Annotated in this window: 33 protein-coding genes and 2 riboswitches; of the genes, 23 read left to right on the top strand and 10 right to left on the bottom strand. The window is 35.1% G+C overall.

Translation table 11 applies throughout. The features are described 5' to 3' along the window. Positions 1 to 20 precede the first annotated feature (20 nt). From rpmG to glcK, 4 genes are all read left to right on the top strand, one after another. Entirely contained in the window at positions 21 to 170 is a 150-nt protein-coding gene (gene rpmG / locus BAQ46_RS09030; protein WP_001265616.1) for a 50S ribosomal protein L33, read from the top strand. A gap of 104 nt (positions 171 to 274) precedes the next feature. After that, positions 275 to 853 carry a 5-formyltetrahydrofolate cyclo-ligase gene (locus BAQ46_RS09025; RefSeq protein WP_061132151.1) on the top strand — a complete coding sequence of 193 codons (579 nt, stop codon included), beginning with the start codon at positions 275 to 277 and terminating at the stop codon, positions 851 to 853. A gap of 103 nt (positions 854 to 956) precedes the next feature. Next, on the top strand, positions 957 to 1,157 hold the full coding sequence (locus tag BAQ46_RS09020; RefSeq protein ID WP_000949156.1) for a YqgQ family protein: 201 nt from the start codon (positions 957 to 959) through the stop codon (positions 1,155 to 1,157). Between the two features lie 19 nt (positions 1,158 to 1,176). Next, entirely contained in the window at positions 1,177 to 2,160 is a 984-nt protein-coding gene (glcK, locus tag BAQ46_RS09015) for a glucokinase (protein WP_061132152.1), read from the top strand. A gap of 80 nt (positions 2,161 to 2,240) precedes the next feature. Here glcK and BAQ46_RS09010 read toward each other — a convergent pair whose 3' ends face one another. Continuing rightward, a complete protein-coding gene (locus BAQ46_RS09010) occupies positions 2,241 to 2,414 on the bottom strand; it encodes a DUF2759 domain-containing protein (protein WP_000524853.1) in 174 nt (57 codons plus the stop codon). A gap of 170 nt (positions 2,415 to 2,584) precedes the next feature. On the opposite strand from BAQ46_RS09010, the gene BAQ46_RS09005 reads away from it, so the two are divergent. Together BAQ46_RS09005 and BAQ46_RS09000 are read left to right on the top strand one after the other, a co-directional pair. After that, positions 2,585 to 3,214, top strand: a complete 630-nt coding sequence (locus BAQ46_RS09005) for an MBL fold metallo-hydrolase (RefSeq protein ID WP_000871248.1) — start codon at positions 2,585 to 2,587, stop codon at positions 3,212 to 3,214. A gap of 9 nt (positions 3,215 to 3,223) precedes the next feature. Continuing rightward, positions 3,224 to 4,336 carry a class I SAM-dependent methyltransferase gene (locus tag BAQ46_RS09000; RefSeq protein ID WP_071741840.1) on the top strand — a complete coding sequence of 371 codons (1,113 nt, stop codon included), beginning with the start codon at positions 3,224 to 3,226 and terminating at the stop codon, positions 4,334 to 4,336. A 143-nt stretch (positions 4,337 to 4,479) separates the two neighbouring features. Here BAQ46_RS09000 and BAQ46_RS08995 read toward each other — a convergent pair whose 3' ends face one another. The 4 genes from BAQ46_RS08995 to metI all read right to left on the bottom strand — a co-directional run bounded on the left by BAQ46_RS08995 (position 4,480) and on the right by metI (position 8,117). Then, on the bottom strand, positions 4,480 to 4,770 hold the full coding sequence (locus BAQ46_RS08995) for an ArsR/SmtB family transcription factor (protein WP_000894375.1): 291 nt from the start codon (positions 4,768 to 4,770) through the stop codon (positions 4,480 to 4,482). Between the two features lie 433 nt (positions 4,771 to 5,203). Further along, complete coding sequence (locus BAQ46_RS08990; protein WP_000379161.1) at positions 5,204 to 5,716, bottom strand: cysteine hydrolase family protein; 513 nt, start codon at positions 5,714 to 5,716, stop codon at positions 5,204 to 5,206. A 158-nt stretch (positions 5,717 to 5,874) separates the two neighbouring features. Continuing rightward, positions 5,875 to 7,008: a cystathionine beta-lyase gene (metC, locus tag BAQ46_RS08985; RefSeq protein WP_071741839.1), complete on the bottom strand. Its 1,134-nt coding sequence runs from the start codon at positions 7,006 to 7,008 to the stop codon at positions 5,875 to 5,877. After that, complete coding sequence (metI, locus tag BAQ46_RS08980) at positions 7,005 to 8,117, bottom strand: cystathionine gamma-synthase/O-acetylhomoserine thiolyase (protein WP_000103875.1); 1,113 nt, start codon at positions 8,115 to 8,117, stop codon at positions 7,005 to 7,007. The genes metC and metI overlap by 4 nt, the downstream gene beginning before the upstream one ends. Positions 8,118 to 8,210: 93 nt before the next feature. Then, a riboswitch (SAM riboswitch) is annotated at positions 8,211 to 8,320 on the bottom strand. Between the two features lie 203 nt (positions 8,321 to 8,523). After that, positions 8,524 to 8,633, top strand: a riboswitch (SAM riboswitch). A 70-nt stretch (positions 8,634 to 8,703) separates the two neighbouring features. On the opposite strand from metI, the gene BAQ46_RS08975 reads away from it, so the two are divergent. From BAQ46_RS08975 to BAQ46_RS08955, 5 genes are all read left to right on the top strand, one after another. Continuing rightward, positions 8,704 to 10,536 carry a bifunctional homocysteine S-methyltransferase/methylenetetrahydrofolate reductase gene (locus BAQ46_RS08975; RefSeq protein WP_000770344.1) on the top strand — a complete coding sequence of 611 codons (1,833 nt, stop codon included), beginning with the start codon at positions 8,704 to 8,706 and terminating at the stop codon, positions 10,534 to 10,536. After that, positions 10,536 to 13,934, top strand: coding sequence for a methionine synthase (gene metH, locus BAQ46_RS08970; RefSeq protein WP_071741838.1), 3,399 nt, complete (start codon positions 10,536 to 10,538; stop codon positions 13,932 to 13,934). The genes BAQ46_RS08975 and metH overlap by 1 nt, the downstream gene beginning before the upstream one ends. Before the next feature lie 18 nt (positions 13,935 to 13,952). Beyond that, positions 13,953 to 15,011 carry an undecaprenyldiphospho-muramoylpentapeptide beta-N-acetylglucosaminyltransferase gene (murG, locus tag BAQ46_RS08965; protein WP_071741837.1) on the top strand — a complete coding sequence of 353 codons (1,059 nt, stop codon included), beginning with the start codon at positions 13,953 to 13,955 and terminating at the stop codon, positions 15,009 to 15,011. A 96-nt stretch (positions 15,012 to 15,107) separates the two neighbouring features. Continuing rightward, on the top strand, positions 15,108 to 15,368 hold the full coding sequence (locus BAQ46_RS08960) for a DUF3966 domain-containing protein (RefSeq protein WP_000817964.1): 261 nt from the start codon (positions 15,108 to 15,110) through the stop codon (positions 15,366 to 15,368). Positions 15,369 to 15,515: 147 nt separating this feature from the next. Beyond that, complete coding sequence (locus tag BAQ46_RS08955; RefSeq protein ID WP_000764271.1) at positions 15,516 to 16,004, top strand: hypothetical protein; 489 nt, start codon at positions 15,516 to 15,518, stop codon at positions 16,002 to 16,004. 36 nt (positions 16,005 to 16,040) lie between these two features. On the opposite strand, the gene BAQ46_RS08950 is transcribed toward BAQ46_RS08955, so the two are convergent. Continuing rightward, a complete protein-coding gene (locus BAQ46_RS08950) occupies positions 16,041 to 16,352 on the bottom strand; it encodes a hypothetical protein (protein WP_001093243.1) in 312 nt (103 codons plus the stop codon). Between the two features lie 254 nt (positions 16,353 to 16,606). On the opposite strand from BAQ46_RS08950, the gene BAQ46_RS08945 reads away from it, so the two are divergent. Further along, positions 16,607 to 16,822, top strand: coding sequence for a DUF3912 family protein (locus tag BAQ46_RS08945; RefSeq protein WP_001008331.1), 216 nt, complete (start codon positions 16,607 to 16,609; stop codon positions 16,820 to 16,822). Positions 16,823 to 16,909: 87 nt separating this feature from the next. Then, positions 16,910 to 17,317, top strand: coding sequence for a hypothetical protein (locus BAQ46_RS08940; RefSeq protein WP_000877912.1), 408 nt, complete (start codon positions 16,910 to 16,912; stop codon positions 17,315 to 17,317). 174 nt (positions 17,318 to 17,491) lie between these two features. Here the strand turns inward: BAQ46_RS08940 and BAQ46_RS08935 are convergent, their stop codons facing one another. From BAQ46_RS08935 to BAQ46_RS08925, 3 genes are all read right to left on the bottom strand, one after another. Beyond that, complete coding sequence (locus BAQ46_RS08935) at positions 17,492 to 18,886, bottom strand: L-cystine transporter (RefSeq protein ID WP_001094339.1); 1,395 nt, start codon at positions 18,884 to 18,886, stop codon at positions 17,492 to 17,494. A gap of 107 nt (positions 18,887 to 18,993) precedes the next feature. Further along, on the bottom strand, positions 18,994 to 19,236 hold the full coding sequence (locus tag BAQ46_RS08930) for a DUF2626 domain-containing protein (RefSeq protein WP_000440714.1): 243 nt from the start codon (positions 19,234 to 19,236) through the stop codon (positions 18,994 to 18,996). Between the two features lie 125 nt (positions 19,237 to 19,361). Beyond that, positions 19,362 to 20,057, bottom strand: a complete 696-nt coding sequence (locus BAQ46_RS08925) for a helix-turn-helix transcriptional regulator (protein ID WP_000434103.1) — start codon at positions 20,055 to 20,057, stop codon at positions 19,362 to 19,364. A gap of 205 nt (positions 20,058 to 20,262) precedes the next feature. Between BAQ46_RS08925 and comGA the strand changes: the two genes are divergently transcribed. From comGA to BAQ46_RS08875, 10 genes are all read left to right on the top strand, one after another. Beyond that, a complete protein-coding gene (gene comGA / locus BAQ46_RS08920; protein ID WP_001013206.1) occupies positions 20,263 to 21,306 on the top strand; it encodes a competence protein ComGA in 1,044 nt (347 codons plus the stop codon). Then, entirely contained in the window at positions 21,299 to 22,330 is a 1,032-nt protein-coding gene (comGB, locus tag BAQ46_RS08915; RefSeq protein WP_061132157.1) for a competence type IV pilus assembly protein ComGB, read from the top strand. Before comGA ends, comGB begins: the two co-directional genes overlap by 8 nt. Positions 22,331 to 22,341: 11 nt before the next feature. Beyond that, complete coding sequence (comGC, locus tag BAQ46_RS08910; protein WP_071741836.1) at positions 22,342 to 22,641, top strand: comG operon protein ComGC; 300 nt, start codon at positions 22,342 to 22,344, stop codon at positions 22,639 to 22,641. Further along, complete coding sequence (gene comGD / locus BAQ46_RS08905) at positions 22,638 to 23,093, top strand: comG operon protein ComGD (protein ID WP_000810398.1); 456 nt, start codon at positions 22,638 to 22,640, stop codon at positions 23,091 to 23,093. Before comGC ends, comGD begins: the two co-directional genes overlap by 4 nt. Next, the gene (gene comGE, locus BAQ46_RS08900) at positions 23,086 to 23,388 is read left to right on the top strand and encodes a competence type IV pilus minor pilin ComGE (RefSeq protein ID WP_000829518.1); all 303 of its coding nucleotides are present in this window, start codon (positions 23,086 to 23,088) and stop codon (positions 23,386 to 23,388) included. The genes comGD and comGE overlap by 8 nt, the downstream gene beginning before the upstream one ends. After that, on the top strand, positions 23,358 to 23,828 hold the full coding sequence (comGF, locus tag BAQ46_RS08895) for a competence type IV pilus minor pilin ComGF (protein ID WP_000923058.1): 471 nt from the start codon (positions 23,358 to 23,360) through the stop codon (positions 23,826 to 23,828). The genes comGE and comGF overlap by 31 nt, the downstream gene beginning before the upstream one ends. Continuing rightward, positions 23,825 to 24,196 (top strand): competence type IV pilus minor pilin ComGG, encoded by a 372-nt coding sequence (gene comGG, locus BAQ46_RS08890; RefSeq protein ID WP_061132205.1) that lies wholly within the window; start codon positions 23,825 to 23,827, stop codon positions 24,194 to 24,196. Before comGF ends, comGG begins: the two co-directional genes overlap by 4 nt. 175 nt (positions 24,197 to 24,371) lie before the next feature. Further along, entirely contained in the window at positions 24,372 to 25,022 is a 651-nt protein-coding gene (locus BAQ46_RS08885; RefSeq protein ID WP_061132206.1) for a 2OG-Fe(II) oxygenase, read from the top strand. 119 nt (positions 25,023 to 25,141) lie between these two features. Beyond that, positions 25,142 to 25,639: a shikimate kinase AroK gene (gene aroK / locus BAQ46_RS08880; protein ID WP_000836626.1), complete on the top strand. Its 498-nt coding sequence runs from the start codon at positions 25,142 to 25,144 to the stop codon at positions 25,637 to 25,639. Between the two features lie 38 nt (positions 25,640 to 25,677). Next, positions 25,678 to 25,878: a YqzE family protein gene (locus tag BAQ46_RS08875; RefSeq protein ID WP_000106079.1), complete on the top strand. Its 201-nt coding sequence runs from the start codon at positions 25,678 to 25,680 to the stop codon at positions 25,876 to 25,878. Positions 25,879 to 25,945: 67 nt separating this feature from the next. On the opposite strand, the gene BAQ46_RS08870 is transcribed toward BAQ46_RS08875, so the two are convergent. Beyond that, the gene (locus tag BAQ46_RS08870) at positions 25,946 to 26,578 is read right to left on the bottom strand and encodes a VC0807 family protein (protein ID WP_001073109.1); all 633 of its coding nucleotides are present in this window, start codon (positions 26,576 to 26,578) and stop codon (positions 25,946 to 25,948) included. Between the last annotated feature and the right edge of the window lie 131 nt (positions 26,579 to 26,709).

Raw genomic sequence — 26,709 nt, 5'->3', positions numbered from 1 at the left:
AGTACTGGAGGGAAATAAGAATGCGTGTGAATATTACTCTAGCATGTACAGAATGCGGAGATCGTAACTATATCTCAAAGAAAAACAAACGTAACAACGCTGAGCGTATCGAGCTTAAAAAGTATTGCAAGCGTGACAAGAAGTCTACGTTACACCGTGAAACAAAGTAAGCAGTAGGAATATTTTCCTACTGTTTCTTTTTTTATTCGATTCCTCTCTTAAAAGTGATACACTATCATCGTAGAGCAAAGTATCACTGTGAGGGGGAAAATGTGTGAGAGAAGAGAAACTACGTTTACGTAAACAAATAATAGAGCACATGAATTCTTTATCAAAAGAACGGTATACAACTTTATCAGAGCAAATTGCATTTTCGTTGTATGCACAAAAAGAGTGGGCTGAAGCTAAAACAATTGGAATCACTCTTTCAATGGAAAATGAAGTGAATACATATCCTATTATCGAAAAAGCTTGGGAAGAAGGAAAGAAAGTTGTTGTTCCGAAGTGTAATAAAGAAACAAGAACAATGTCCTTTAGGCAAATTAGTAATTTTGATCAATTGGAAACAGTGTATATGAATTTACGTGAGCCAATTCCAGCGCTTACGGAAGAAGTGAATGCAGATGAAATTGACCTTCAAATTGTACCAGGTGTAGCTTATACAGAGCGAGGAGAACGGATTGGATATGGTGGTGGCTATTATGATCGTTATCTCATGCATTATAAAGGGAAAACGCTATCATTAGCTTATAGTTTTCAAATGGTAGACCATATTCCAATAGAGCCGTTTGATAAAAATATAGAAAAAATTATTACAGAAAAAGGAACAATGGTTAAAAATGGGCTTGTATAGACAAATAAAAATTGACGAGACTTTTTCTTCTTGATTATAATAAAATATGTGAACGTTTTCTTATTATAATTTTTTATAGTAAGTGAGCATAGAGGGTGATGAAATGTTATCTATATATGATATTCAGCAATTGCTAAAGAAATTTGGTACGATTATTTATACGGGAGATCGAATTGCAGATTTACAATTAATGCAAGATGAATTGCGTGAATTAAATCAATCACAGCTAATCGATTCACAAGACTATCAAACAGCTTTATTTTTATTGAAGCAAGAAATTCAAAAAGAGCTAAATAAGAATTAGATAAAGGTAGGTAAGTAACATGGAAGAGAAATGGTTAGTTGGTGTTGACCTTGGTGGTACAACGATTAAATTAGCATTTATTAATGTATACGGTGAAATTTTACATAAGTGGGAAATCCCTACGAATATAAATGAGCAAGGAAAACATATTACACTTGATGTAGCGAAAGCTATTGATAAAAAGTTAGAAGAGTTAGGCGAATTAAAAAGTAAGTTAATCGGTATTGGTATGGGAGCTCCTGGCCCTGTACACGTGGCGTCTGGAATGATTTATGAAGCGGTTAACTTAGGATGGAAGAACTATCCGTTAAAAGATTTATTAGAAGTAGAAACAGGATTACCTGTTGTGATTGATAATGATGCGAACTTAGCAGCGCTTGGTGAAATGTGGAAAGGTGCTGGTGAAGGAGCAAAAGATTTAATTTGTATGACGCTTGGCACTGGTGTTGGCGGCGGTGTAATTGCCAATGGAGAGATTGTACACGGCGTAAGCGGTGCTGCTGGTGAAATCGGACACATTACAGTCGTTACAGAGAATGCTTTCCCATGTAATTGCGGGAAGTCTGGTTGCCTAGAAACTGTAGCATCTGCAACAGGTATTGTGCGTGTTGCTATGCAAAAAATACAAGAGACTGATAAAGAAAGTATTCTACGTTCTATGTTAGCAGAAGAAGGACGTATCACATCAAAAGACGTATTTGAAGCACATGGACAAGGTGATGAACTAGCAGGCGAAGTAGTAGAAAAGGTAGCTTCTTATTTAGGATTAGCTGTAGCGAACCTTTCTAGCACGTTGAACCCAGAGAAAATCGTTATTGGCGGAGGCGTTTCTAAAGCTGGAGATGCACTTTTAGAACCAATTCAACGCTATTTTGAGCAATATGCTTTCTCACGTGCTGTAAAGAGCACGAAGTTAGCTATTGCAACACTTGGTAATGATGCAGGTGTTATCGGAGGAGCTTGGCTTGTAAAAAAGCACAAATACGAAGCGAAGATGATATAAGTTGTGAAGTATGAAAAGAGGAAGGGGAAACCCTTCCTCTTTTTGTGCGAAATCTTGATGAAGACGAGCATGTAAATGAATTAAGCTGCTGGTGGGTACCCGTTATATAGAACAGTCATGATTGTAAACCATCCGAAAACGAGTACAGTTGCAATTGCAAAGCCGCCCGCGAGAAAATTCTTTTCGCGAAGTGTTCTAAGCGTAGCAAATACAGCTAACAGAGTGACAAGCGTAAAAATAATAACAAGGCCCATACAATATCCTCCTCTGTCTACCCATTCCTTAATATGAGTTTTTGGAATATTTACTCTTTTATATTGTACATGTTTTAAAAATGATTGTCGAGATAGCATCCTTTCTTTTCCTAAGAGAAAAAAATGTTGTATCATTGAAAGTAAGTTTAATAATTGGAGGAGATTTTCATATGAAATGGATACAAATGCCGTTAGGCCCATTACAAACAAATGCTTATATTTTAACGAATGAGCAAAATGAGTGTATTATCTTTGATCCTGGTCACGAAGGAGAGAAGCTCGTTACATATTTACAAGAAGAACAATTAAAGCCACTGGCTGTTTTATTAACACATGCTCACTTTGATCATATTGGTGCTGTTGATGCGGTAAGAGACGCTTTTCATATTCCTGTGTACGTACATAAAGAAGAAGCAGATTGGTTAGGCGATGCAACTGTAAATGGTTCTCAAATCTTTATGATGAATCGCAGCATTACAGCAAAACCAGCTGATCATATTATTGATGCAGAAGGTGCATTAGCAATTGGTTCATTTAACTTTGAAATTTTTGAGACACCAGGACATTCTCCAGGCAGTATTTCTTATTACTGTAAAGAGGCGAATGCTGTATTTTCTGGAGATGTATTATTCCAAATGAGTATTGGAAGAACAGATTTACCTGGTGGAAGTTTTGCAGAGTTGATTGGAAGTATTGAAGAGAAATTATTTGTATTACCTGATGAAACAGCGGTGTTATGTGGACATGGTCCAGAAACAAGCATTGGTTTTGAAAAAGAAAATAATCCATTTTTACAGTAAGGAGCTAGTATGGGGATGGAGCTCATTTTAAAAGAATGGATGGAAAAAGAAAAGGATTATTCAATTTCATACAGTACATATATGAACCTCGCATTATATGCAGAGGAACATGGATATTATATGAAAGAACGTGAAAAAATAGGAAGACAAGGGGATTTTTTTACAAGTAGCAACGTATCCTCTGTGTTTGCAAAAACTTTTGCTAAGTTTTTTATTCGTCTTGTTGAAAATGGTGAAGTTACTCCACATATTTGTGAGATTGGTGGGGGGACAGGAAGGTTTGCTTATGATGTTTTACAAGAATGGAAGCAATTATCACCGGAAACCTTTATTGATTTAAACTATTCAATGATTGAAATGAGCCCTTTTCATAGAAAATTGCAGCAAAAGACTCTTTGTTTGTTTTCTAATGTGTCATATTATAGATCGCATAATGAAATGGGAGAATCGTTTGAAGGGATTCTTTTTTCGAATGAGTTATTTGATGCATTTCCTGTTGAAGTAATTGAGAAGAGAAATGGAATATTGTATGAAGTACGTGTTACGTACACAGAGGAAGGGAAACTTGCAGAAGTATGTAGGCCATTACATAAAACAATTGGCCGATACTTATTGAAATATAATATTCATCTTGCTGAAGGACAGCGGTTTGAAGTGCCGATTGCGATGGAAGAATATATAAAAGAAATTGCGAAATGGTTTCAACGAGGTGTATGTATTACAGTTGATTATGGATATACAAAAGAAGAATGGATGCATCCTGCACATCAAGAAGGTAGTTTACGAGGATATTATGAGCATAAGTTAATTCGTAATCCTTTAGCGTATCCAGGTGAAATGGATCTTACTACTCATATTCATTGGGACGAACTGAAAGAAATGTTTAGCCTGCAAGGTATGAATATGGTATGGCATAAGAAACAATCTGAGTTTTTGTTAGCAGCAGGAATACTAGAGCTGCTTACGAATCATCAAGATCGGGATCCTTTTTCTGAAATTCAAAAACAAAATCGTGCAGTTCATTCTATGATTTTGAGCGGAGGATTAGGGAGTGCATGTGATGTTGTTATACATACGAAACATATGCAACAGTTACACTTGGATCGGTATTTGAAAATATAAAAAACAAGACACAGCATAGTTCTGTGTCTTGTTTTTTAATACGACTTATGTAGCATCATATATTTCCTCTCATGATATATATTTATATTAAAGATATGAGATGAAAAATATAAAATACATCCTTTTTTTCTGTCTATGAGTCCCTAACCCAATAATACGCGAACGAGTTGAATAATTGTCTCGTTTTCTACTTTGTAATAAATTTCCAATCCTTTTCTTTCACTTGAAACGATTTTAGCACTTTTTAACTTTGCTAAATGCTGTGAAATTGTAGATTGTGGCATGTTTAAGCCAGTGTACATTGTAGAAACGTTGCTTGGACCGCGTTCAATTAATCCTTTTACAATACATAAGCGAACAGGATGAGCAAGTACTTTCAATAATTCTGCATTGCTTTCATATAGTTCTATTTCTTTTTGAAAGGTTTCTAACATGTTCTTTTCCACCTCCGTGTGAGCTGTTATACCATACTATACATACCAAAAAATTAAAGAAAAGAAAACAGTTGTTGCAGAAAAACATTCCTAAAGTAAAGAAATTGTAAGAAAAGAGACCCTGATGTAAATAAAGTAGATAATTTAGCACGGTTTTGTAAAATGACATTTTTGGGTGAAAATTTCGATGCGTTTTAAAAATTGAAAGATATAGATATATTTGTAACACAATTTTATCATGATTTTCTTATTCTTTCAAATGAATATACGAAATTTTTAAAATAATATGACAAAGGAATTATAATGTTATATATAGAATATAAAACAGGTTAAAAGAAAAGAAGCCGAATGTAGTCAGCTTCTTTATGGTGAAAATGAAATGTTTGAATATAGCTGATAAATCTTAGAATTACCAAGATGTTAGTTATGTATTCTAGATTTCATCTTTCATCAATTTTAAAAATCTGTGGTTCCATATATTTTCATAAAAATCAATTGTCTCTTTTGCGGACATAAATGGATTATTTAACGTAGAGGTTGCTTTCTGGAACATGAAGTTTTCGTACCCTAGTCCATGGGCAAATTTAATCGTGGTATCCATACAGTACTCTGTTTGGGCACCACAAAATTCAATACGATGTACAGATAATTGATCTAAAATCTCTTTCAAGTTTGTGTTATAAAAAGAATTGGCATGTGTTTTTCTTACAAAAAAATCTTGTTTTTGAACATCTAAATCTGAATGAATAGCCCAAAGTTCTTTTTCAGGTACTAAATCATCATCACAATGTTGAACGAAAAGAATTGGTTTATTTGATTTTCTGTATGAAGAAATTCTTTTATTTACTTTTGTAAGTAAATTTTGTAAGTCAAATAAATGTTCTTCGCTATAACATACTCCATTTTGTAGATCGATAACGATTAAAATATCTGCACAAGTATCCATTATTTTTGCCCCTTTTTTACTTCTTAATATATCAATTAATTCATTACTTGGAAATGGGTGTACTCTTTCTTTTTTTATGAACTATACGAAAAGTAAAAAGTATAATCGAAAACATAAAAAGAAGATATGAAAATTTAATTTCATATCTTCTTTTCGCTCTATGCATTTACAGGCTCTTCTACATAAGAAAGGGCATTTTCAAGACCGACGGATAGCCGAAGTAATGAATTTGAAATCCCTCTTTTATCACGAGCTTCTTGCGATAGTGCTGCATGTGACATTTTAGCTGGGTAGGAAAGGATCGATTCGACAGCCCCTAAACTAACCGCAAAGACAGGTAATTTTACTTTTGATAAAAATTGGCGAAGTGCGTCTTCTGATTGTAAAGTGAAAGATAGGACAGCTCCTGCTGATGTAGCTTGAGATTGTTGAATGTTAAATCCAAGATGTGTTTGTAATCCTGGATAATAGACATTTTGAACTTTAGCGTGCTTTTGTAAATAGTGTGCAATTTTATTGGCATTAGCAGCTGAATGCTCAAGACGTACATGCAATGTTTTTAGACCACGAAGTACGAGAGAACAATCTTGCGGGCCTAGAATAGCGCCGAATGAATTTTGTAAAAAGCCAAGTTTTTGAGCGAGATCAGTATTTTTTACAACTGCTAATCCGGCAGTAACATCACTATGACCGGCAATGAATTTTGTGGCACTATGAAGAACGACATCAGCGCCAAGGTCAAGTGGTTTCTGGAATAGTGGTGTCAAAAATGTATTATCAACAAAAGTAAGGGCGCCAATAGATTTTGCAAGTTTAGAAACAGCACGAATATCTGTCACTTTTAAAAGTGGATTGGAAGGTGTTTCTACATAAAAGAGTTTTGTATTTGGCTTAATGTTTTGCTTTATTTCTTCTAAATTGGTCATATCAACAAATGTATGTGAAACACCGTAACGGGAGAGAACTTCAGTTATCATTCGATAAGTTCCTCCGTATACGTCTTCTGAAATGAGTACGTGATCACCTTGTGAAAGGAGGAGGAATGCAGTAGAAATCGCTGCAATTCCTGATGCGAAGGCAAATCCTTTTGTTCCGCCTTCTAATAAAGCAATGATGTCTTCAAGAGCTTCACGAGTTGGATTGCCTGACCTGCTATAGTCATATTTCCCGAACGTATCTACATCAAATTGGTGAAATGTTGATGTGTTATAGATGGGAACGTTAACAGCTCCTGTTTGCGAGTCATGTTTATATTGGTTGTGCAGTAAGAGTGTATCTATAGAATAACTCATATTCTTACACCTTCTTTTACAAGTTTAATGGCTTGCTTTAAGTCTTGAATTAAATCGTTACTATTTTCAATACCAACGGAAAATCGAAGAAGACGATTACATACACCGTTTGCTGTTCTAATTTCTTCAGGAATATCAGCGTGTGTTTGTGTTGCTGGATATGTCATTAAACTTTCAACACCACCAAGACTTTCGGCAAATGTAATTAAGGATAAAGATTGTAAGAATGGATTAATCCATGTTTCATCTTTCAGACGAAACGAGATCATGCCGCCTCTTCCAGGATAAAATACATCTGTCACCCCATCCTCATCATTTAAATAAGCAACAACTGCTTTTGCATTTTCTTCATGTTGTCTCATGCGAAGCGCTAACGTTTTCATACCACGGATTAATAGCCATGAGTCAAATGGACTTAAGACCGCACCAGAGGCATTATGATAATGAGCGATTTCCTCACAAAGTTCCTTTCCTTTTGCAACGACAAGTCCGCTTAGTACATCGTTATGACCACCTAAATATTTCGTTGCGCTATGAAGTACAATATCGGCACCTTCTGTTAATGGCTGCTGTATATAAGGTGTGTAGAATGTGTTGTCTACAATAAGAAGTAGTCCGTGTCTTTTCGCTACAGTTGCAACAGCGGCAATATCGGTAACTTGCATTAATGGATTAGTTGGAGTTTCTATGAAAATAGCCTTCGTTTTCGTTGTGATGGCTTGCTCAATTTGTTTAATAGATTGTGTATTTACGTATCTACATCGAACGTTCCACTTTTTTTCGTGCTCAGAAAATAATCGATAAGTGCCACCGTATAAATCTTCAGAAACAATAAGTTCGTCTCCAGAGCGGAATAGGGAAAGGACAAGAAGAACGGCTGCCATCCCTGAACTACAGGCATAACCTTGTTCACCGCATTCTAAGTCTGCGATTGCCTGTTCTAATAGGCCGCGCGTTGGATTTCCAGTTCGTGAATAATCAAATCCAGTAGATTTACCGATTCCTTCGTGACGATAAGCAGTTGAAAAATAAACAGGTGGATTAACAGTTCCTGTTGTAGTTTCACTCCGGTTTCCGATTTGCGCTAATTTTGTTTCGATAGTTGACATGTGAAAATTCCTCCTTTTTAAATTGAACCATTAGTTGAATATAAAATAAAAAAGCCTTCTAAGAAGAAGGCTTTCGGTTTGAATAGAGTCTTCTTCTCATCTGTCAAATCTTTCACAATTTGCTGGAATTAGCACCTTATTAACAAATGTTAATGGTTGCTGAGGCGTCATAGGGCCAGTCCCTCTACCTCTCTAGATAAGAATGTTCGTATGAAATTTTATTATGTTTTTAACTTTACAACAAAAGATAATTGAATTGCAACTTTATTTTAAATAATTTTTATTTTTCCGCAAGTGTCATTGACTTTTGTATTTGTGCGTGCTAAATTTATAAAAAAATTAACAAACATTGTTAAAAGGGGAACGCATTTCCTTTTAGCTACATAAATAAAATAATAAAGACAAACTCTTATTGAGAGCGGTGGAGGGAAAGGCCCTGTGAAACCCGGCAACCTTCAAACGAAATGTTTGAAACGGTGCTAATACCTGCAAAACGAATGTTTTGCATAATAAGAGGAGGATCGATTATGTCCCCCTCTTCAAAGTGAAGAGGGGGTTTTTATATTGATAGAAATGAGGGAGATTTGTGAAATTACTAGATTTATTATCAAAAGGAATTGTAATAGGTGATGGTGCGGTTGGGACGTTATTACATTCACATGGTTTGCAAAGTAGTTTTGAAGAATTGAATATATCTGATCCAGATTTAATTGTATCGATTCATAAGCAATATGTAGCGGCTGGGGCAGATGTGATTCAAACAAATACGTACGGAGCAAATGAAGCGAAATTACGTATGTATGGATTAGAAAATCAAGTTACTGAAATTAATAGAGCGGCAGTAAAACTGGCGAAAGCATCTGTTACAGACAGAAATGCAATTTTAGGCACAATTGGTGGTATGAAACATATCGGGGCGGTTACGACAACTGATATGGAGCGAGAATTTATGTTACTGGAACAGGCAAGTGCATTATTAGAAGAACAGGTTGATGGACTGCTATTAGAGACTTTTTATGATGAGTTTGAATTACTTCATGCTGTCCAGGTGTTACGAAAAGAAACAAATATTCCAATTGTAGCGCAATTGGCGTTACATGAGGCGGGTACGACTCAAAATGGAAATGATGTAAATGAAATATTAAAACAACTTTTAGATTACGGTGCAAATGTTGTTGGATTGAACTGCCAACTAGGGCCACTTCATATGACGGAAGCTTTTAAAATGATATCGATTCCGAAAAATGGTTACTTGTCAGCATATCCAAATGCAGGTCTCCCAAATTATGTAGAGGGACGATACGTATATGAGGGAAGTCCAGCTTATTTTGAAGCGATGACACCGAAATTTATTGAGCAAGGTATTCGGTTATTGGGCGGTTGTTGTGGCACGACTCCAGAACATATTGAAAGTATGAAACGTGCTACTCTAAATGTTACGCCTGTAATAGAAAAGGATACGGTTCAAAGACCGAAAGTAGTTCATACACATGAGAAACGTTCAAAAGCTCATGTCACTTTAGCAGAGAAAGCAAAAAAACAAACGACCGTAGTAGTGGAATTAGATCCACCAAAAACGTTAGATACGCAGCGGTTTTTTGAAGGTGCAAGAGCATTGAAAAGAGCTGGAGCAGATGCTATTACTCTAGCAGATAATTCATTAGCATCGCCCCGTATCTCGAATATGGCAATGGGAGCATTATTAACGAAGCATGATATTCCGGTATTGACGCACTTAACATGTAGAGACCATAACGTCATTGGACTACAATCTCATTTACTAGGATTATCAGCGTTAGGCATGGAAGAAGTGTTAGCTTTAACTGGAGATCCAGCGCGCGTTGGTGATTTTCCAGGTGCCACTTCTGTATATGATTTGTCCTCTATCGAGCTCATTAAAATGATTAAAGAAATGAACGATGGGCGTTCCGTTTTAGGGAAATCCATTGGACCGGCAACAAGGTTTTCTGTGGGCGGTGCATTTAACCCGCATGTAAGACATTTAAAAGCAGCGGTTAAGCGAATGGAACGGAAAATAGATGCTGGAGCAGAATATTTCTTAACGCAGCCAATCTATGATATCGCGTTAATTGAAGAAGTGTATGAAGCGACAAAGCATTTAGAACAACCTATTTTTATTGGAATTATGCCATTAATAAGTAAACGGAATGCAGATTTTCTTCATTTTGAGGTGCCCGGTATTACTTTACCTGAAGCAGTAAGAGAGAGAATGGATGGACATGAAACGAAAGAGGCAGCAATTGAGGAAGGGATTCGTATTTCTCAAGAATTGATCGATGCGGCGATGAAATACTTTAACGGCATTTATCTTATTACACCATTTTTAAAATATGAAATTACAGAACATCTTGTTAAATATGTGAGAGAAAAGCAAGAAGTGAAAGAAGGTATTAATTGATGAAATGTATAGAAGAAAAATTACAAAATAACATCTTACTATTAGATGGTGCAATGGGAACAATGATCCAGCAAGAGGACTTAACTGCGGAAGATTTCGGAGGAGAGGAGTACGAAGGGTGTAATGAGTATTTAGTAGAAACAAGACCAGATGTTATTTTAAAGATTCATAAAGCCTATATTGAAGCTGGAGCGGATATTATTGAAACAAATACATTTGGGGCAACCAATATTGTACTAAGTGATTATGAGTTATCTCATTTAGACGAGGAGCTAAATGAGAAGGCAGCACGTTTAGCGAAGCAAGCAGTCGAAGAAAGCGGGAAGGAAGTATATGTTGCGGGAGCAATGGGACCGACAACGAAAGCGATTAGTGTTACTGGTGGTGTAACGTTTGAAGAATTAATTGAAGCTTATACACGGCAGGCAAGAGGATTGTTGAAAGGAGAAGTGGATGTATTACTCGTTGAGACGAGTCAAGATATGCGTAACGTGAAGGCTGCTTATATTGGAATTCAAGCGGCTTTTGATGAACTAAATACAGTTGTACCTATCATGATTTCGGGAACGATTGAACCGATGGGAACGACTCTAGCTGGGCAAACAATTGAGGCTTTTTACTTATCGGTAGAACATATGAAGCCATTATCTGTTGGATTAAACTGTGCGACTGGTCCGGAGTTTATGAGAGACCATATTCGTTCTCTATCTGATTTATCGGAGTGTTACATTTCTTGTTATCCAAATGCAGGTCTTCCTGATGAAGATGGACATTATCATGAATCTCCATCCTCGCTTGCCGAGAAAGTGAAGCGATTTGCAGAAGAAGGATGGGTTAATATTATCGGTGGTTGTTGTGGTACAACACCAGAACATATAAAAGCAATGAAATCCGCATTAACGTCTCTTAAACCTCGTGAACAGCAAGAGAGAGCGGGACATGGGGTTAGTGGATTAGAGGCACTGCAATATGATGACTCTATGAGACCGTTATTTGTTGGTGAAAGAACAAATGTTATTGGATCACGTAAATTTAAAAGATTAGTAGCAGAAGGGAAATTTGAAGAGGCTGCTGAAATCGCTAGAGCGCAAGTGAAGAAAAATGCTCATATTATTGATATTTGTATGGCAGACCCGGATCGCGATGAAATAGAAGATATGGAAAACTTCTTGGCAGAGGTTACGAAAGTGTTAAAAGTACCGATTATGATTGACTCAACAGATGAACATGTGATGGAGCGAGCTCTTACTTATATTCAAGGGAAAGCTGTTATTAATTCAATTAATTTAGAAGATGGAGAAGAGCGATTTAAAAAAGTGACACCGCTTCTTCGTAAATATGGTGCTGCAATTGTAGTTGGAACAATCGATGAAGATGGAATGGCAGTAAGTGCGGAAAGAAAACTAGAAATTGCGAAAAGAAGTTATGAGTTATTGACGACGAAATATGGTATACGCCCATCAGATATTATTTTTGATGCACTTGTATTTCCTGTAGGGACAGGTGATGAAGAGTATATTGGCTCGGCGGCTGCGACGATAGAAGGGATTCGCCTTATTAAAGAAGCATTACCAGAGTGTTTAACGATTTTAGGTGTAAGTAACATATCATTTGGTTTACCACCAGCTGGTCGCGAAGTGTTAAATTCCGTCTTTTTATATCATGCAACGAAAGCAGGATTAGATTACGCGATTGTAAATACGGAAAAATTAGAGCGCTATGCGTCAATTCCTGATGAAGAAAAACGCCTTGCAGATGCATTGCTTTTTGAAACGACGCAAGAGACGTTGGAGAAATTTACAAACTTCTATCGCGTGGCAAAAAAGAAAGATGTTGTTGTCCAAGAAACATTAACACTTGATGAAAGGCTCGCAAATTACATTGTAGAAGGTACGAAACAAGGTTTATACGAAGATTTAAGTCTCGCACTTACAGAAGGAAGAAAACCTTTGGATATTATTAATGGTCCGCTTATGACAGGAATGGATGAGGTAGGACGATTATTTAATAATAATGAGCTTATCGTTGCTGAAGTATTGCAAAGTGCTGAAAGTATGAAAGCTGCTGTAAGTTATTTAGAGCCACATATGGAATCTAGCGATAGTGCGAAAAAAGGGAAAGTATTATTAGCAACTGTAAAAGGTGATGTGCATGATATTGGGAAAAATCTCGTTGAAATTATTTTAGCAAATAACGGATATGAGATTATTAATTTAGGAATTAATGTTCGCTCGGATCGAATTGTGCAAGAAGTACAAGAAAAGAAGCCTGATATTATAGGTCTTTCTGGTTTATTAGTAAAATCGGCTCAACAAATGGTAACGACTGCTGAAGATTTAAAAGCGGCGGATATTGATATTCCAATTGTTGTAGGCGGGGCAGCGTTAACGAGAAAATTTACAGATAATCGCATTTCGCCATCTTATAAAGGGCTCGTATGTTATGCGAGTGATGCGATGACGGGGCTGGATATTATTAATAAGCTTCAAAAAGAAGAAGAGCGTGAGAAGATGAAGCAGGATAAAAAAGAACGTCATCTTCATATCGTAACAAAAGAAGAGAAGAAAGTAGAAATTCCAGCAGTAATTGAGCCATTGCCGAAGGCTGAGGTTATCGTGCCGGATTCAACAAAACGAATTGTATTAAGAGATGTTCCGGTTTCACATCTCGCGCCATTTCTAAATAGACAAATGCTGCTTGGACATCACCTTGGCCTAAAGGGAAGTGTGAAGAAACTTTTGCGAGAGGGAGATAAAAGAGCGCATGAATTAAATGATTTAATAGATGAATTATTGCAGGAAGGACAATCTTGGTTAAAACCGAAAGCAGTGTATCAATTTTTCCCAGCGCAAAGCGACGGACAGAATATTGTAATATATGATCCAGAAGATCATACGCGTGTTATAGAGCGTTTCACATTCCCAAGACAAGGAAAAGCACCATATCGTACTTTGGGTGACTATTTACGCCCAGTTGGAGATGAGATGGACTATGTTGCTTTCCTATCTGTTACGGTTGGAGAAGGTGTTCGTGACATTGCTGAAGAGTGGAAGGCGAAAGGTGATTATTTACGCAGTCATGCTATTCAATCGTTAGCGCTTGAACTAGCAGAAGGACTTGCTGAAAAAACACATATGCTCATTCGCGATCGCTGGGGGATTCCAGATTCGCCAGAATTGACGATGGAAGAACGCTTCCGTACGAAATATAGAGGGATACGAGTGTCCTTCGGTTATCCAGCATGTCCAGAACTCGCAGATCAAGAAAAGTTATTTCGCTTAATTCATCCAGAGGAAATAGGTATTTCATTAACGGAAGGATTTATGATGGAGCCAGAAGCGTCTGTAACGGCTATGGTATTTTCTCACCCCGAGGCAAGATATTTTAGTGTATTATAGTCTAGAAGGGGGAGACGTATGAAAAAAATAGTCTTTACAGGTGGCGGTTCGGCAGGGCATGTAACACCTAATTTAGCCATCATTCCACATTTACAAGAACAAAATTGGGATATTTCTTATATTGGTTCTCATCAAGGAATTGAGAAAACGATTATAGAAAAGGAAGGCATTCCGTACTATAGTATTGCGAGCGGAAAGCTACGCCGTTATTTTGATTTAAAAAATATAAAAGATCCTTTTCTTGTGATGAAGGGTGTTATGGATGCGTATGTAAGGATTCGAAAACTAAAACCAGATGTAATTTTTTCAAAAGGTGGTTTCGTATCTGTACCAGTCGTAATTGGAGGATGGTTAAACAGGGTACCAGTTTTATTACATGAATCTGATATGACGCCAGGACTAGCAAACAAAATTGCGCTCCGTTTCGCTTCAAAAATATTTGTTACATTTGAAGAAGCTGCGAAACATTTACCGAAAGAAAAAGTAATTTATACAGGATCTCCTGTACGTGAAGAAGTACTAAAGGGAAATCGTGAAAAAGGTTTAGCATTTTTAGGTTTTTCACGTAAAAAGCCAGTTATTACAATCATGGGAGGAAGTTTGGGCGCAAAAAAAATTAATGAAACGGTTCGAGAAGCGTTACCAGAACTTCTGAAAAAATATCAAATTGTTCACCTTTGCGGAAAAGGTAATCTTGATGATAGTTTACAAAATAAAGAAGGATATAAACAATTTGAGTATGTACACGGAGAACTGCCAGATATATTAGCCATAACAGATTTTGTTATTTCACGTGCGGGCTCTAATGCCATTTTTGAGTTTTTAACATTGCAAAAGCCGATGGTTTTAATTCCACTATCGAAATTTGCAAGTCGTGGAGATCAAATACTAAATGCGGAGTCTTTTGAGAGACAAGGATATGCTTCCGTATTGTATGAAGAAGATGTGACTGTGAAATCTCTTATAAGGCATGTCGAAGAATTAAATCAAAATAATGAAGTGTATAGAACAGCTCTAAAAAAATATAATGGAAAAGAAGCAATTCAAACAATCATTCAACATATTTCAGAGGCATGATGAAACAATCATGCCTCTTTTAGTAGGATGAAAGATTCCAAGAAACGGTGTTTTTATGTTACAATAGCAAATGGATTAGTAGGGAAATTCCAATTAATGAAGCGTGAAAATACGAATGGATTAGGAGTGACTGTGTTGGAGCTAAGTCTCTATGAAAATACTGCACTTATTATATGCTTTGTGTTGTACGTTGGTAGTGTTATTGTTTATATTTCAAGGAAGTTTTCGCAAGAAAGAGAGCTTGAAAAATCAGAAATAACAGCAGAACTAGAAATGTTAGCTGATGAAAGTTATAAAAAACAAAAAATAAAAGAAGACCATGAGGCATCCCATCATTTAAACGCAAATAAGTTTTAAAGATGGGGATTTTTTTTGAAGGAGATGTAGCAGAATTTGCATCTTATGTTATGAATCATGTGAAATAATAGTAACTATCTAAAAGGTTATAAAAGTGATCTTTTGGGTACAGTGATGATAAGAAACATATATAAAGGAGTACATAATATGAAATTAGAAAATGGATGGGAAACGAGCTTTTTAGAAGTCGTACAAAATAGCGAATTTAAGAAAGAGGCACTTCTTAGCCAATTACTTTTTGCAGATAGTGAAGAAGTTGAGGAGCTTGTAGATGATTATGGTTATGAAGAAATCATTGACCGCGAACATGATGATGAATTAGCTGATATTTTAGGAGAAGAACTTTTTAGTGAGATGGAACGACACGTATTCTTATCTTCACAGTCAGAAGAAAAACTTATTTCATTCGTAAATGGATTAGGTTTTCATGTGTTAGATTGGATCGTTCTTCTTGAAACAGAATTTGGCATCGATAGTGCACACTTTACGTCGGATGCTGTGAAAATGTTAGAAAAGCGTTTCAGACAATTTCCATACATAGAAGATAAAACAATTTTTGACATGACATTTGGAGAAGCAATGGATGTATTAGAGTCTATTACAGGATTACAACTGAAAGAAAAGATGAATGTATAATGTAAAAAAAGAACGTGAGACTATCACGTTCTTTTTTTACATTATAATAATTTTATCATCTAGTTTCGTTTGTCCGCTAAGAAGTGCGTTTAAATATTCCACTTTTCTTATACAGGCTTGTATATGTCTTTCAACCTCTTGTAACTCTGCTTGGTGATGCGTTTCAATAGGATGAATTTGTACGTTGAATTTTTCAAATTGACTACTATATGTTATTTCTGCATAGCCGCTCATAATATCTGTTTCGTTATGAAATAAAAATTGCTTCGTTTTGTCACAGAATGATACATTCTGAAAGCCATATACTTTTAATGCTTCAATTACTTTTTTTATCATTTTTGTATTCATTTTTTTTAACCCTCTTTACGAAGTTCTACTTATACATTATAACATAAAAAATTACATAGAAAGCGCTTCCAAGTGTATTTTATTATAAACTTTACGTTTCAATCACAAAAATGAAACAAAGAAAAAATAATTGTAAAGAAGGAAGGACTCTTTTATTGTTTCGTCATATATATAGAGAAATAGTGCAATGAAAGGAAATTTTCCGAGGTGGAGATCGTATTTCCAATTTGAGCGCAGTAAAAGAGGTGAAGATCTTGAACTTTGATATTGTAGGACAAAAAGCATATATAAAAGATGGACCGCATCGGAACCGAATTGGAATTGTAAAGAAAAACGAGACAAAATTAGAATCGCAGTTTGCTATTGTAATTGGAGAACAAATCATTGAGGTAGAGCTAAAGGATATCGTGTTAGTTGGAGTAGACGTAGGACAATTTCATAAATGGTGCGAACAAAATGGTTATTTGTGAAAAGGACGGGCTGTGAGATAATGAAGTATATGTGAGGAAAGAGAATATGTTATTGTATTCTCTTTTTCTATGTGTAAGGAGACGGAGATGAAGTATACAGAACGAGATTTTACATTGGAGTTAAAAGAGAACATTCAATGCATGGAGAAGGAAATAGAGAGAATAGCATTTAAACTTTTTAAAGATTATTCACATTTGTACATAGAAAAAAACATGGAATTATTTATAGAACTCATCAGAGATAAAGAAAATCCTTTTGAAACAGGATATTCTTCATCAATTTCGATAGCTGTATTAGATGAAGAAGGAAAGATGGTTGAATTTTATACAGTTCCTATCTGGGAATGTTGTAGTTATTTTTTAGGAGTACCGCTTCCAATAAGGTTTTGGGGAAGTAAGTTAAGTGGTGAACTTGTTGATGAATCTTATTGTGAGATAGAGGAGGAGTTAAAGGAGCGGTTGGAAGAATTTTTACAGTTTGCGGGTGAGGAATAATAGTTAATCTGTAGTTTATAATTAATAGTTATTAAAAAAATGAAAAACGGTGTAATTTCTTTATATCTGTACATAGTGTTTGAAACAATATGTTATGCCTTATGTATAAAAGATAAAGAGGAAGATGAAAAGAACTAAAAAAGGACGCTAACCGTTTTGTTAGCGTCCTTTTCATTATGAAGCAATTTCACCAGTTTTTGTATCATCTTGATTGTACGTATCTTGATCTAATTCACCAAGCCATTTACTAGAAATAAGACCTGCTGTCATAGAACCACTTACGTTAAGAGCTGTACGCCCCATATCGATTAATGGTTCAACTGAGATAACAAGAGCGACAATACCGATTGGTAAGTTCATTGTAGATAGTACGATTAACGCTGCGAATGTTGCACCGCCACCAACGCCGGCAACACCGAATGAGCTAATCGCAACGACAGCGATTAAAGTTAAAATAAATTGTGGTTGTAATGGATCAATTCCTACAGTTGGAGCGACCATCATTGCAAGCATTGCTGGATAAATACCTGCGCAACCGTTTTGTCCGATAGATACTCCAAATGAGGCTGCGAAGTTTGCAATCCCTTCAGAAATACCAAGTTTTTCTTTTTGAGCTTCAATATTTAATGGCATTGCACCAGCACTAGAGCGAGATGTGAATGCAAATGTTAATACAGGGAACACCTTTTTCAAATATTGAATTGGATTTAAACCAGATAGAGCAATTAATAATAAGTGGATAACGAACATTACGATAAGTGCCACGTAAGACGCTAACACGAAGTTACCAAGTTTTAAAATAGCATTTATGTCGCTACCAGCAACTGTTTTTGCCATAAGAGCTAATACGCCGTATGGAGTAAGACGTAAAATTAAGGTTACCATACGCATTACAATTGCATATACAGCATCAAGCATTTTCTTAAATAGCTCTGCTTGTTCTGGATATTTTCGTTTTACACCTATAAAGGCGATACCGATAAATGCTGCAAATATTACAACAGAAATTGTTGAAGTTGGACGAGCACCTGTTAAATCAAGAAATGGATTTGTAGGTAACAGCTCTAATAATTTATCTGGAATTGTTGTTTTTTCAATAGAAGTAAATCTTTCTTCAACTAGCTTCAGACGAGCAGATTCTGCATCACCTTGTTGCAGACCAGTTGCAGAAACATCAAATCCTGCACTTGCAGCGATACCGACAGCTGCAGCAATTCCTGTAGTCAGAATTAAAATTCCGATAATAAGACCACTAATTTTACCAAGGTTTTTCGTTAACTGTAATTTTGTAAATGCTGAAATAATAGATACTAAAATAAGTGGCATAACGATCATTTGAAGTAACTTCACATAACCGTTACCGATTAAGCCAAACCAAGTATTTGATTCAATAATTACTTTAGAAGTTGGCTCATAAATAAATTGTAATATAAGACCGAAGATAATTCCGACTCCTAAAGCGGTAAATACACGTTTATTAAAAGATACATGCTTACGTTGCATATAATATAATACGCCAACTAAAATGAGCATGACTGCAACGTTAATTCCGACAAGCAGTGTATTCATGATGATTCCCCCTAATTCCAATCTGTTATATAGAATATAAATCAATAAAACCTATAAGTCAACTAGGGAATTCCGGAATTAAAAAAAAGATGGCAAAATGCCATCTTTTAATGTCCAGCCCCAGGGACAAGTAAAAATGTCGTGTAGTATGTAAATCCTATGAAGAAAACAGTTAAATATGCCCCGAATACGTATATATACATACGCTCTGTTAAATTTAAATAGCTTAAAAGTACGAAGAATCCTGTTTGTCCTAAAAATAGTAGTGCAGTCGAATGCATATCCCCTACGTAAAACATAACCGAGAAAATTCCAGTCCAAAAGCCGAGAACGCGAAACATGCGCTCCATGCCATCTCCCTCCTTTTCTAAAAAAAGTAAACCTCACTTCATTATAGTTTATTTTTCTTACTATTGTAAATATTCGTTCATATAAAAAGAAGCCAATTATAATTGGCTTCTTTTTATATGAGAAATCAAATTGTTAGTTTATAATTACAAGATTTACATCCATCTAGTAAACTATCATTTCGTGTTAATTCCGTGTTAGGGAATAGGATTTCAAAAATCCCTTTCATCATATCTCCGTGCATATTACAAATTTCAGTTGGGTGATGGACAGCAACTTCTTTAAATGGACAATTGTGTACATCATAGAAAATTTTTGTTCCATCTGCACTTAATTCAAATGCAGGTGATAAGCCAGCTGTTGAAAAGGCTTCCTTTGCAATTTGAACTTTTTGCTCCACTGTTAAAGCATCTTCGCTCACATTTAAGCGCTGCATATGTTGTTGCATTAATTCGGCCCCGAATTGTTTCCCTGTTTCGTAGAGCGCTTTTTCACCAGCAGCTCCAAGGCTAAGTAAAGAATTAAACGCTATTTTTGCTAATAATTGATAATCACGGAATGGGAATTGTAATTGGATAACATCTTCAGATAATACATATAATCTGCTTGGTCGTCCGCCTTTTCCAGTTTTCTTCGTTTCAGATTTCAGCATATGAACATCTTCTAATTTAGATAAATGTAAACGCGCTACGTTTGGATGAATGTCAAACTCATCAGCAATTTCTTGTACAGTTACGTAACTATGTTTTTGAGAAATATATTTATAAATGTAATAACGAGTTGGGTCAGCTAAAACACCTGTAATTTTTAAAGCTTGTTCCATGAGGATCTCCACCTTTATCACTTTATCCAAGATAATAACATTATAATACAGATAAACATGGGTATAGGTAATTTTAGACAATAATTCGGAAATTGTTCATAATTTCACAAACATATTTTTCCTTTTTTATCTAGTGAAAATGCAAAAATACCGATTTTTCAGATGGATTTCTTCATGCTATATACATAGTGGGGAGGGAAAAATGATGAATGGAATTGAAAGCTTTGCGAATACGATTTTGAAAGAGGCGTGTAGGGTACAAGCTTCGGATTTACATATTGTGCCCCGGAAGAAGGATGTAGTGATTCAACTGCGCATAGGGAAAGATTTAATGACGAAACAATACATTGAAAAGGAATTTGGAGAAAAACTTGTTTCACACTTTAAATTTTTAGCATCCATGGATATAGGGGAGAGGCGGAAGCCACAAAATGGTTCACTGTATTTACAAATGGATGGACAGGAAGTGTATTTACGTCTTTCCACGCTTCCAACTGTATATCAAGAAAGTCTCGTTATTCGTCTTCATTTACAAGCATCTATTCAGCCGTTATCTCATCTTTCGTTATTTCCAAGTACAGCGAAGAAACTACTTTCTTTTTTACATTATTCCCATGGGTTACTCGTATTTACTGGACCGACTGGATCGGGGAAGACAACAACAATGTATGCATTATTAGAGGTAATTAGAAAAAAGAAAACACGCCGCATCGTTACACTGGAAGATCCAGTTGAAAAAAGAAATGACGATGTATTACAAATTCAAATAAATGAAAAAGCAGGTATCACATATGAGGCGGGACTAAAGGCTATTTTGCGTCATGATCCAGATGTTATTTTAGTGGGTGAAATTCGTGATGAAGAAACAGCAAAAATCGCTATAAGAGCAAGTTTGACTGGCCATTTAGTAATGACGACACTGCATACGAATGATGCGAAAGGAGCAATACTTCGGTTTATGGACTTTGGCATAACAAGGCAAGAGATTGAACAATCTTTATTGGCTATAGCTGCACAGCGACTTGTTGAATTGAAGTGTCCGTTTTGTAAAAGAAAGTGCTCAACTGTATGTAAATCAATGAGGCAAGTAAGGCAAGCGAGTATTTATGAGTTGTTATATGGATATGAGTTAAAACAAGCGATTAAAGAAGCAAACGGGGAATGTGTCACGTACAAGCATGAGACATTAGAGTCTTCGTTGCGAAAAGGATACGCTTTAGGATTTTTAGAAGAGGATGTTTATGTTTAAGAAAATATGGAGTTTAAGTGATCAAGTAATATTACTGAAACGATTAGGAGAACTATTAGAAAAAGGATACTCTCTTTTGCAGGCATTAGAATTTTTACGGTTTCAATTACCTTTAGAAAAGAAAGTACAATTGCAGCGCATGATTGATGGATTAAAAAATGGAAAAAGTCTACACGATTCTTTTCATCAATTAAAGTTTCATCAGGAGATGTTAAGCTATTTATTTTATGCCGAGCAACATGGTGATATTTCTTTTGCGTTGCAACAAGGGAGTGCACTTCTTTATAAAAAGGATAAGTATAGGAAAGATATGATGAAAATAATGCAGTATCCTATGTTTTTGGCGTTCTTTTTAATAATCATGATTTTGATTTTTAACTGCATTTTATTACCACAAGTTGACATGGTATATAGTTCATTTGGTTCTACAGCACCGTTATTTACAGAGCAAATTTTAAGTGCAATTAAGCTACTACCTTATCTTATTTTTAGCACTATTTTTATCGTTACAATTGGCTGTAGTTTATATATATTTTACTTTCGGAAACTCCCACATATGAAGCAGGTAAAAATTATGCTTCGTATCCCCCTCGTAAAAACATTTCTTATTTTAAAGCATTCACATTATTTCGCTACTCAATTGAGCGGTTTATTACACGGTGGGCTATCAGTACTTGAGGCTCTAACAATAATGATGGAACAAAAATACCATCCGTTTTTTCGATATGAAGCGGGTCGAATTGAACGCCAATTAATTGCAGGAGAATCGTTGCAATCTATTATTGCTAAAAGTGGATATTATGAGGAAGAACTTTCTTATATTATTACACATGGCCAAGCAAACGGTAATTTGGCGATTGAATTAGGTGATTATAGTGATCTGATTATGGAAAAGATGGAGCAAAAAATTAACCGTATGTTAGTGATTATTCAACCGATTTTATTTACGTGTATTGGAGGAATAGTCGTTCTTATGTATTTAGCGATGATTATGCCAATGTTTCAAATGATGAATTCTATATAGGAGGCATTTACATGCAGAATGAGGAAGGGTTTACCCTTTTAGAAATGTTATTAGTTATGGTCGTCATAACTGTATTATTACTATTAATTATTCCTAATGTAGTTACGCAGCGTTCATCCGTTGAAGGAAAAGGATGTAAAGCCTATGTGAAATCTATAGAAGCACAAGTACAAGTATACCAACTACAACATAATAAAATTCCTACACTAAAAGAGTTAAGTGATGATAAATATATTACAGCTGATAAGTGTCCGAATGGTGAAGAGATTCATATTTCCAATGATGGCACAGTAACAAGTGGGAAACAGTGAAGCAAAAAGGTTTTACACTTTTAGAAATGCTACTCGTTTTATTTGCCATTTCTGTACTAAGTGTGGTCACGTATTTTCATGTACATTCATTATATGAAAAACAAAAAATTGAACAATTTTTAAGACAGTTTTCAAATGATATTTTGTATATGCAACAATTAGCCATAAATCGTCAAAAACACTATACATTACGATGGCATAAAGATAGACATATGTATTATATAGGGGAATCGAGTACGGATCATTCTATCATTAAAAGAGAATATGATAGCGATATACAATTGGATTTGAATACTTTTCCAAATCCGATGACATATAATCCGAGTGGGAATATTAATAGAGGTGGCACGATTTTACTTTCGTATCGAAGTTATAAATATGAGATTGTATTCCAGCTTGGAAGAGGGAGATTTACGTATCGTGAAATGTCAAAAAGGGTCAGTGATGGCTGAAATGCTTGTAGCATTAAGTATAGTAATGATGATGGTATCTTTACTACTTCCGCAAACAGTATTGATTATGCAAGAACGAAAAAACATACAAATTCGTTATAAGGCATTTGTATTATTAAAAAAAGAAGCAGCTTTATATATGTATGAGAATGAGGCAAAACAACAGAAAGAAAAAGTTATAAATGGAAATGTATATTACACATATTGGGGAGGAAATGAAGTTTGTGCGATGTGGAAAGATGTGAAAGGAAAAATGATGGAACAATGCTTTTATGCGGGAGAAAAAATGAATTAGAAGTTGGATTTACATTAATTGAAATGATCGTATGTTTTTTTCTGTTATCACTTTTCTTTTTACTCTTACCACGTTTAAGCTTTATTGGAATAGAAAACAAGCAATCAAAAGGGTTAAATAATTGGGAATGGGATGTGTTTGTAGGACAAGTACAGTTAGAGTTTCGTGAAGTATCATTTGTGGAAAAAATAGTTCCTGAAAATAGAGAGAGTATGTTGCGCTTCCGTCTTCGCACTGGAGATGAAGTGACGTATGAAAAATTGAATAATCACCTTATAAGAAAAGTGAACATGCGCGGAAGAGAAGTTATATTACAAAATGTTGAAATGGTTTCGTATGAAGTAACACCTCATTTGCTCTTTATCAATGTGAAAGATAGGAGCGGGAAAAAATATGAAGGTGTAGCTATAAGGTATAGCGAAATGGGAATACATGTATGATAAAACAAGATGGATTTACGATGCCAGGAACAATCATTTTTCTTATATTATTCACTTCGTTCTTTATATACGAAACGAATATGTTGCTTATAGATAAAAAATTTTATATTGAAATAGAGCAAAAGTTTGTACTGGAGGAAATACTAAATCAATCTATTACAAATATAAAAAAAGACTTACGGCAAAAAGAAAAGGAAGATACTTTTTTCTTTTCATATGAAAAGGGCGAAGCGAGTGGAAATTACGTATTTGAAAACGACGTTATTCTCGTTTCATTGCAGTGCAAAATAAAACAGGAAGTTTTCTATAAAGTAAGCTTTCGGTATAGAAAAAAAGATGAGAAAATATTCGATTGGATAGAAGGATAGTATGTGAAATATATGGATAAAAAACCATGATTTATCATTTGAAAATAGGCTGTTTTTTAAAAGGAAATGGATAAATAAAACAATTAAAAGTTTAAATTTTCTCAAAAAAGAGAAAGGTAGAAAGAATATGATATATTCATGCTATCCAATCATTATTTTTAGGGAGAATAGGGAAATGACAAACAATAATCAAATAGGTGAAAATAAGGAACAAACTATTTTTGATCATAAAGGAAATGCAATTATGACAGAAGATAGGGAAATACAAATTATTTCAAAATTCGAAGAACCTCTTATTGTCGTGTTAGGAAATGTATTAAGTGATGAAGAGTGTGATGAATTAATTGAATTGTCTAAAAATAAATTAGCACGTTCTAAAGTTGGTTCATCACGTGATGTAAATGATATTCGAACGAGTAGTGGTGCATTTTTAGATGATAATGAACTTACTGCGAAGATTGAAAAACGAATTTCATCTATCATGAATGTTCCTGTTTCGCATGGAGAAGGATTACACATTTTAAATTATGAAGTGGATCAACAATATAAAGCACACTATGATTATTTTGCGGAACATAGTAGATCCGCTGCTAATAATCGTATTAGTACGCTTGTCATGTACTTAAATGATGTAGAAGAAGGCGGAGAAACTTTCTTTCCGAAATTAAATCTTTCTGTGCACCCTAGAAAGGGAATGGCAGTATACTTTGAGTATTTCTATCAAGATCAATCACTAAATGAGCTTACGTTACACGGAGGGGCACCTGTAACGAAAGGTGAGAAATGGATTGCAACACAGTGGGTGAGAAGAGGTACTTATAGATAAAGCGAGTATGTTACGTTTTGTTCTTCAGTGTATAAGAAGAACAAAACGTTTTTTTATTAAATAAAGTAGCATCTTTCGTTATAATAACAAGTAATACATGACGATTGAGAGGAACGAAAATGAAATCTATATACATAACCGGCTATATGGGAGCTGGGAAAACAACAATTGGAAAAGCATTAAGTAAAGAACTTCATATGGATGTTATAGATACAGATCAAAAAATTGAAGAGAAGCAAGAGAAGGAGATTCGTGATATTTTTGCCGAAGAAGGTGAAATGGCTTTTCGGGAATATGAAAGTGAGATGTTACGTTCACTACCTGTTGAAAATGTAATCATTACAACTGGCGGCGGAATCATTGAGCGAGAGGAAAACCGCAAGTGGATGAAGGAAAATGGAACTGTCGTGTATTTATATTGTGATCCACATGTAATTGCAGAAAGGCTTCGTGAAGATACGACACGGCCACTATTTCAGAAGAAAGATATAGATGCATTTGTAACGAAATTCGAATCGCGCCGAGCTTATTATGAAGAGGCTCATATTCATATCGATACGACGAATAAGTCTGTAAAGCAAATTATGGATGAATTAAAAGAAAAGATTAATGAATAAAAAAGTGGACATACTAATCAAGTAGAGGTGATGATAATATGTCTACTAATGATTATGTTCGCTTTGTGACACAGCAGTTTGTGTCGTATATGGATGCTCCAAAAGAAGATCGTAAACAAAAGAAAGAACAACGTCGTGCTGAAAAAGAGCCATTTATGAATAAGTGGTTTGGTGTTATGCCGCTAAGTGCTGCTTTGTTTTATCAAAACGTAAAAAATAAAAGAAAAAAATCAAGTTAAAGATTTCGTAATATGTGTAGCAAAATGAAAATCCCCTAGTAGCATCGTACTACTAGGGGATTTTCATTTACTGCATAGACTCTTTTTCTTCTGTAACGGCATGTATTTTATTGTTCACCCAGACAAATCCAATTCCGATACAAATGGAAATGCCCCATCCAACAGCAGTCATAATTGCTCTCATTTCACCGTAGCCATCTACACCGAAAACAGAGATGAAATAAATTTTTAAGAAGCTTTTTAATATGAATTGTAGACCGAAAAAGAGCGTTAAATATTGCAATGCTGGATAGATACGACTATCACGATACAGTTCACGACTTTTATCACGGTCATGGCCTTGCAGTGCAGCAATATCTGCTGCGAAATATAACATAAGTGGTTTTTTTATAAAAATTGTGCATATAACGATAATACCGAGTACGATGTGATAATACGCATCGTTCCACAACATTCGTTCAGCTGATCCAGATAATAGATCTACCGTTGTATTAGAAATGAGTGTAATTAAAATAAAGAACCCTGTTACGTTAAACTGTTTTTCTTTTTTAAAGGTATACAGTGTATAAATAATCCCCGGAACAGAGGAAAGTAACATTGCGTAATAAGGATCGATATAAGGTTTTGCAAATTTCCAAATGAGGAATGGGATTACGAGATAAAAGACAAGATCTAATATAGCTTTTTTATTTTGATTCATATACAGCCTCCTTAAGTCATACATATATTTTATAATATAATTTCTGAAAATTGTATAAGGTTTAGTGGAAAAAGAAAAAGAAAAAGAAAAAGTATATGTTTAGTAGATTGAAAAAAATACCCCTAGCGTAG

The organism is Bacillus paranthracis (genome assembly GCF_001883995.1).
GTDB classification, from domain to species: Bacteria; Bacillota; Bacilli; order Bacillales; family Bacillaceae_G; genus Bacillus_A; species Bacillus_A paranthracis.
The sequence above is the reverse complement of the archived record's forward strand: the minus strand, read 5'-3'. Positions and strand labels throughout refer to the sequence as shown.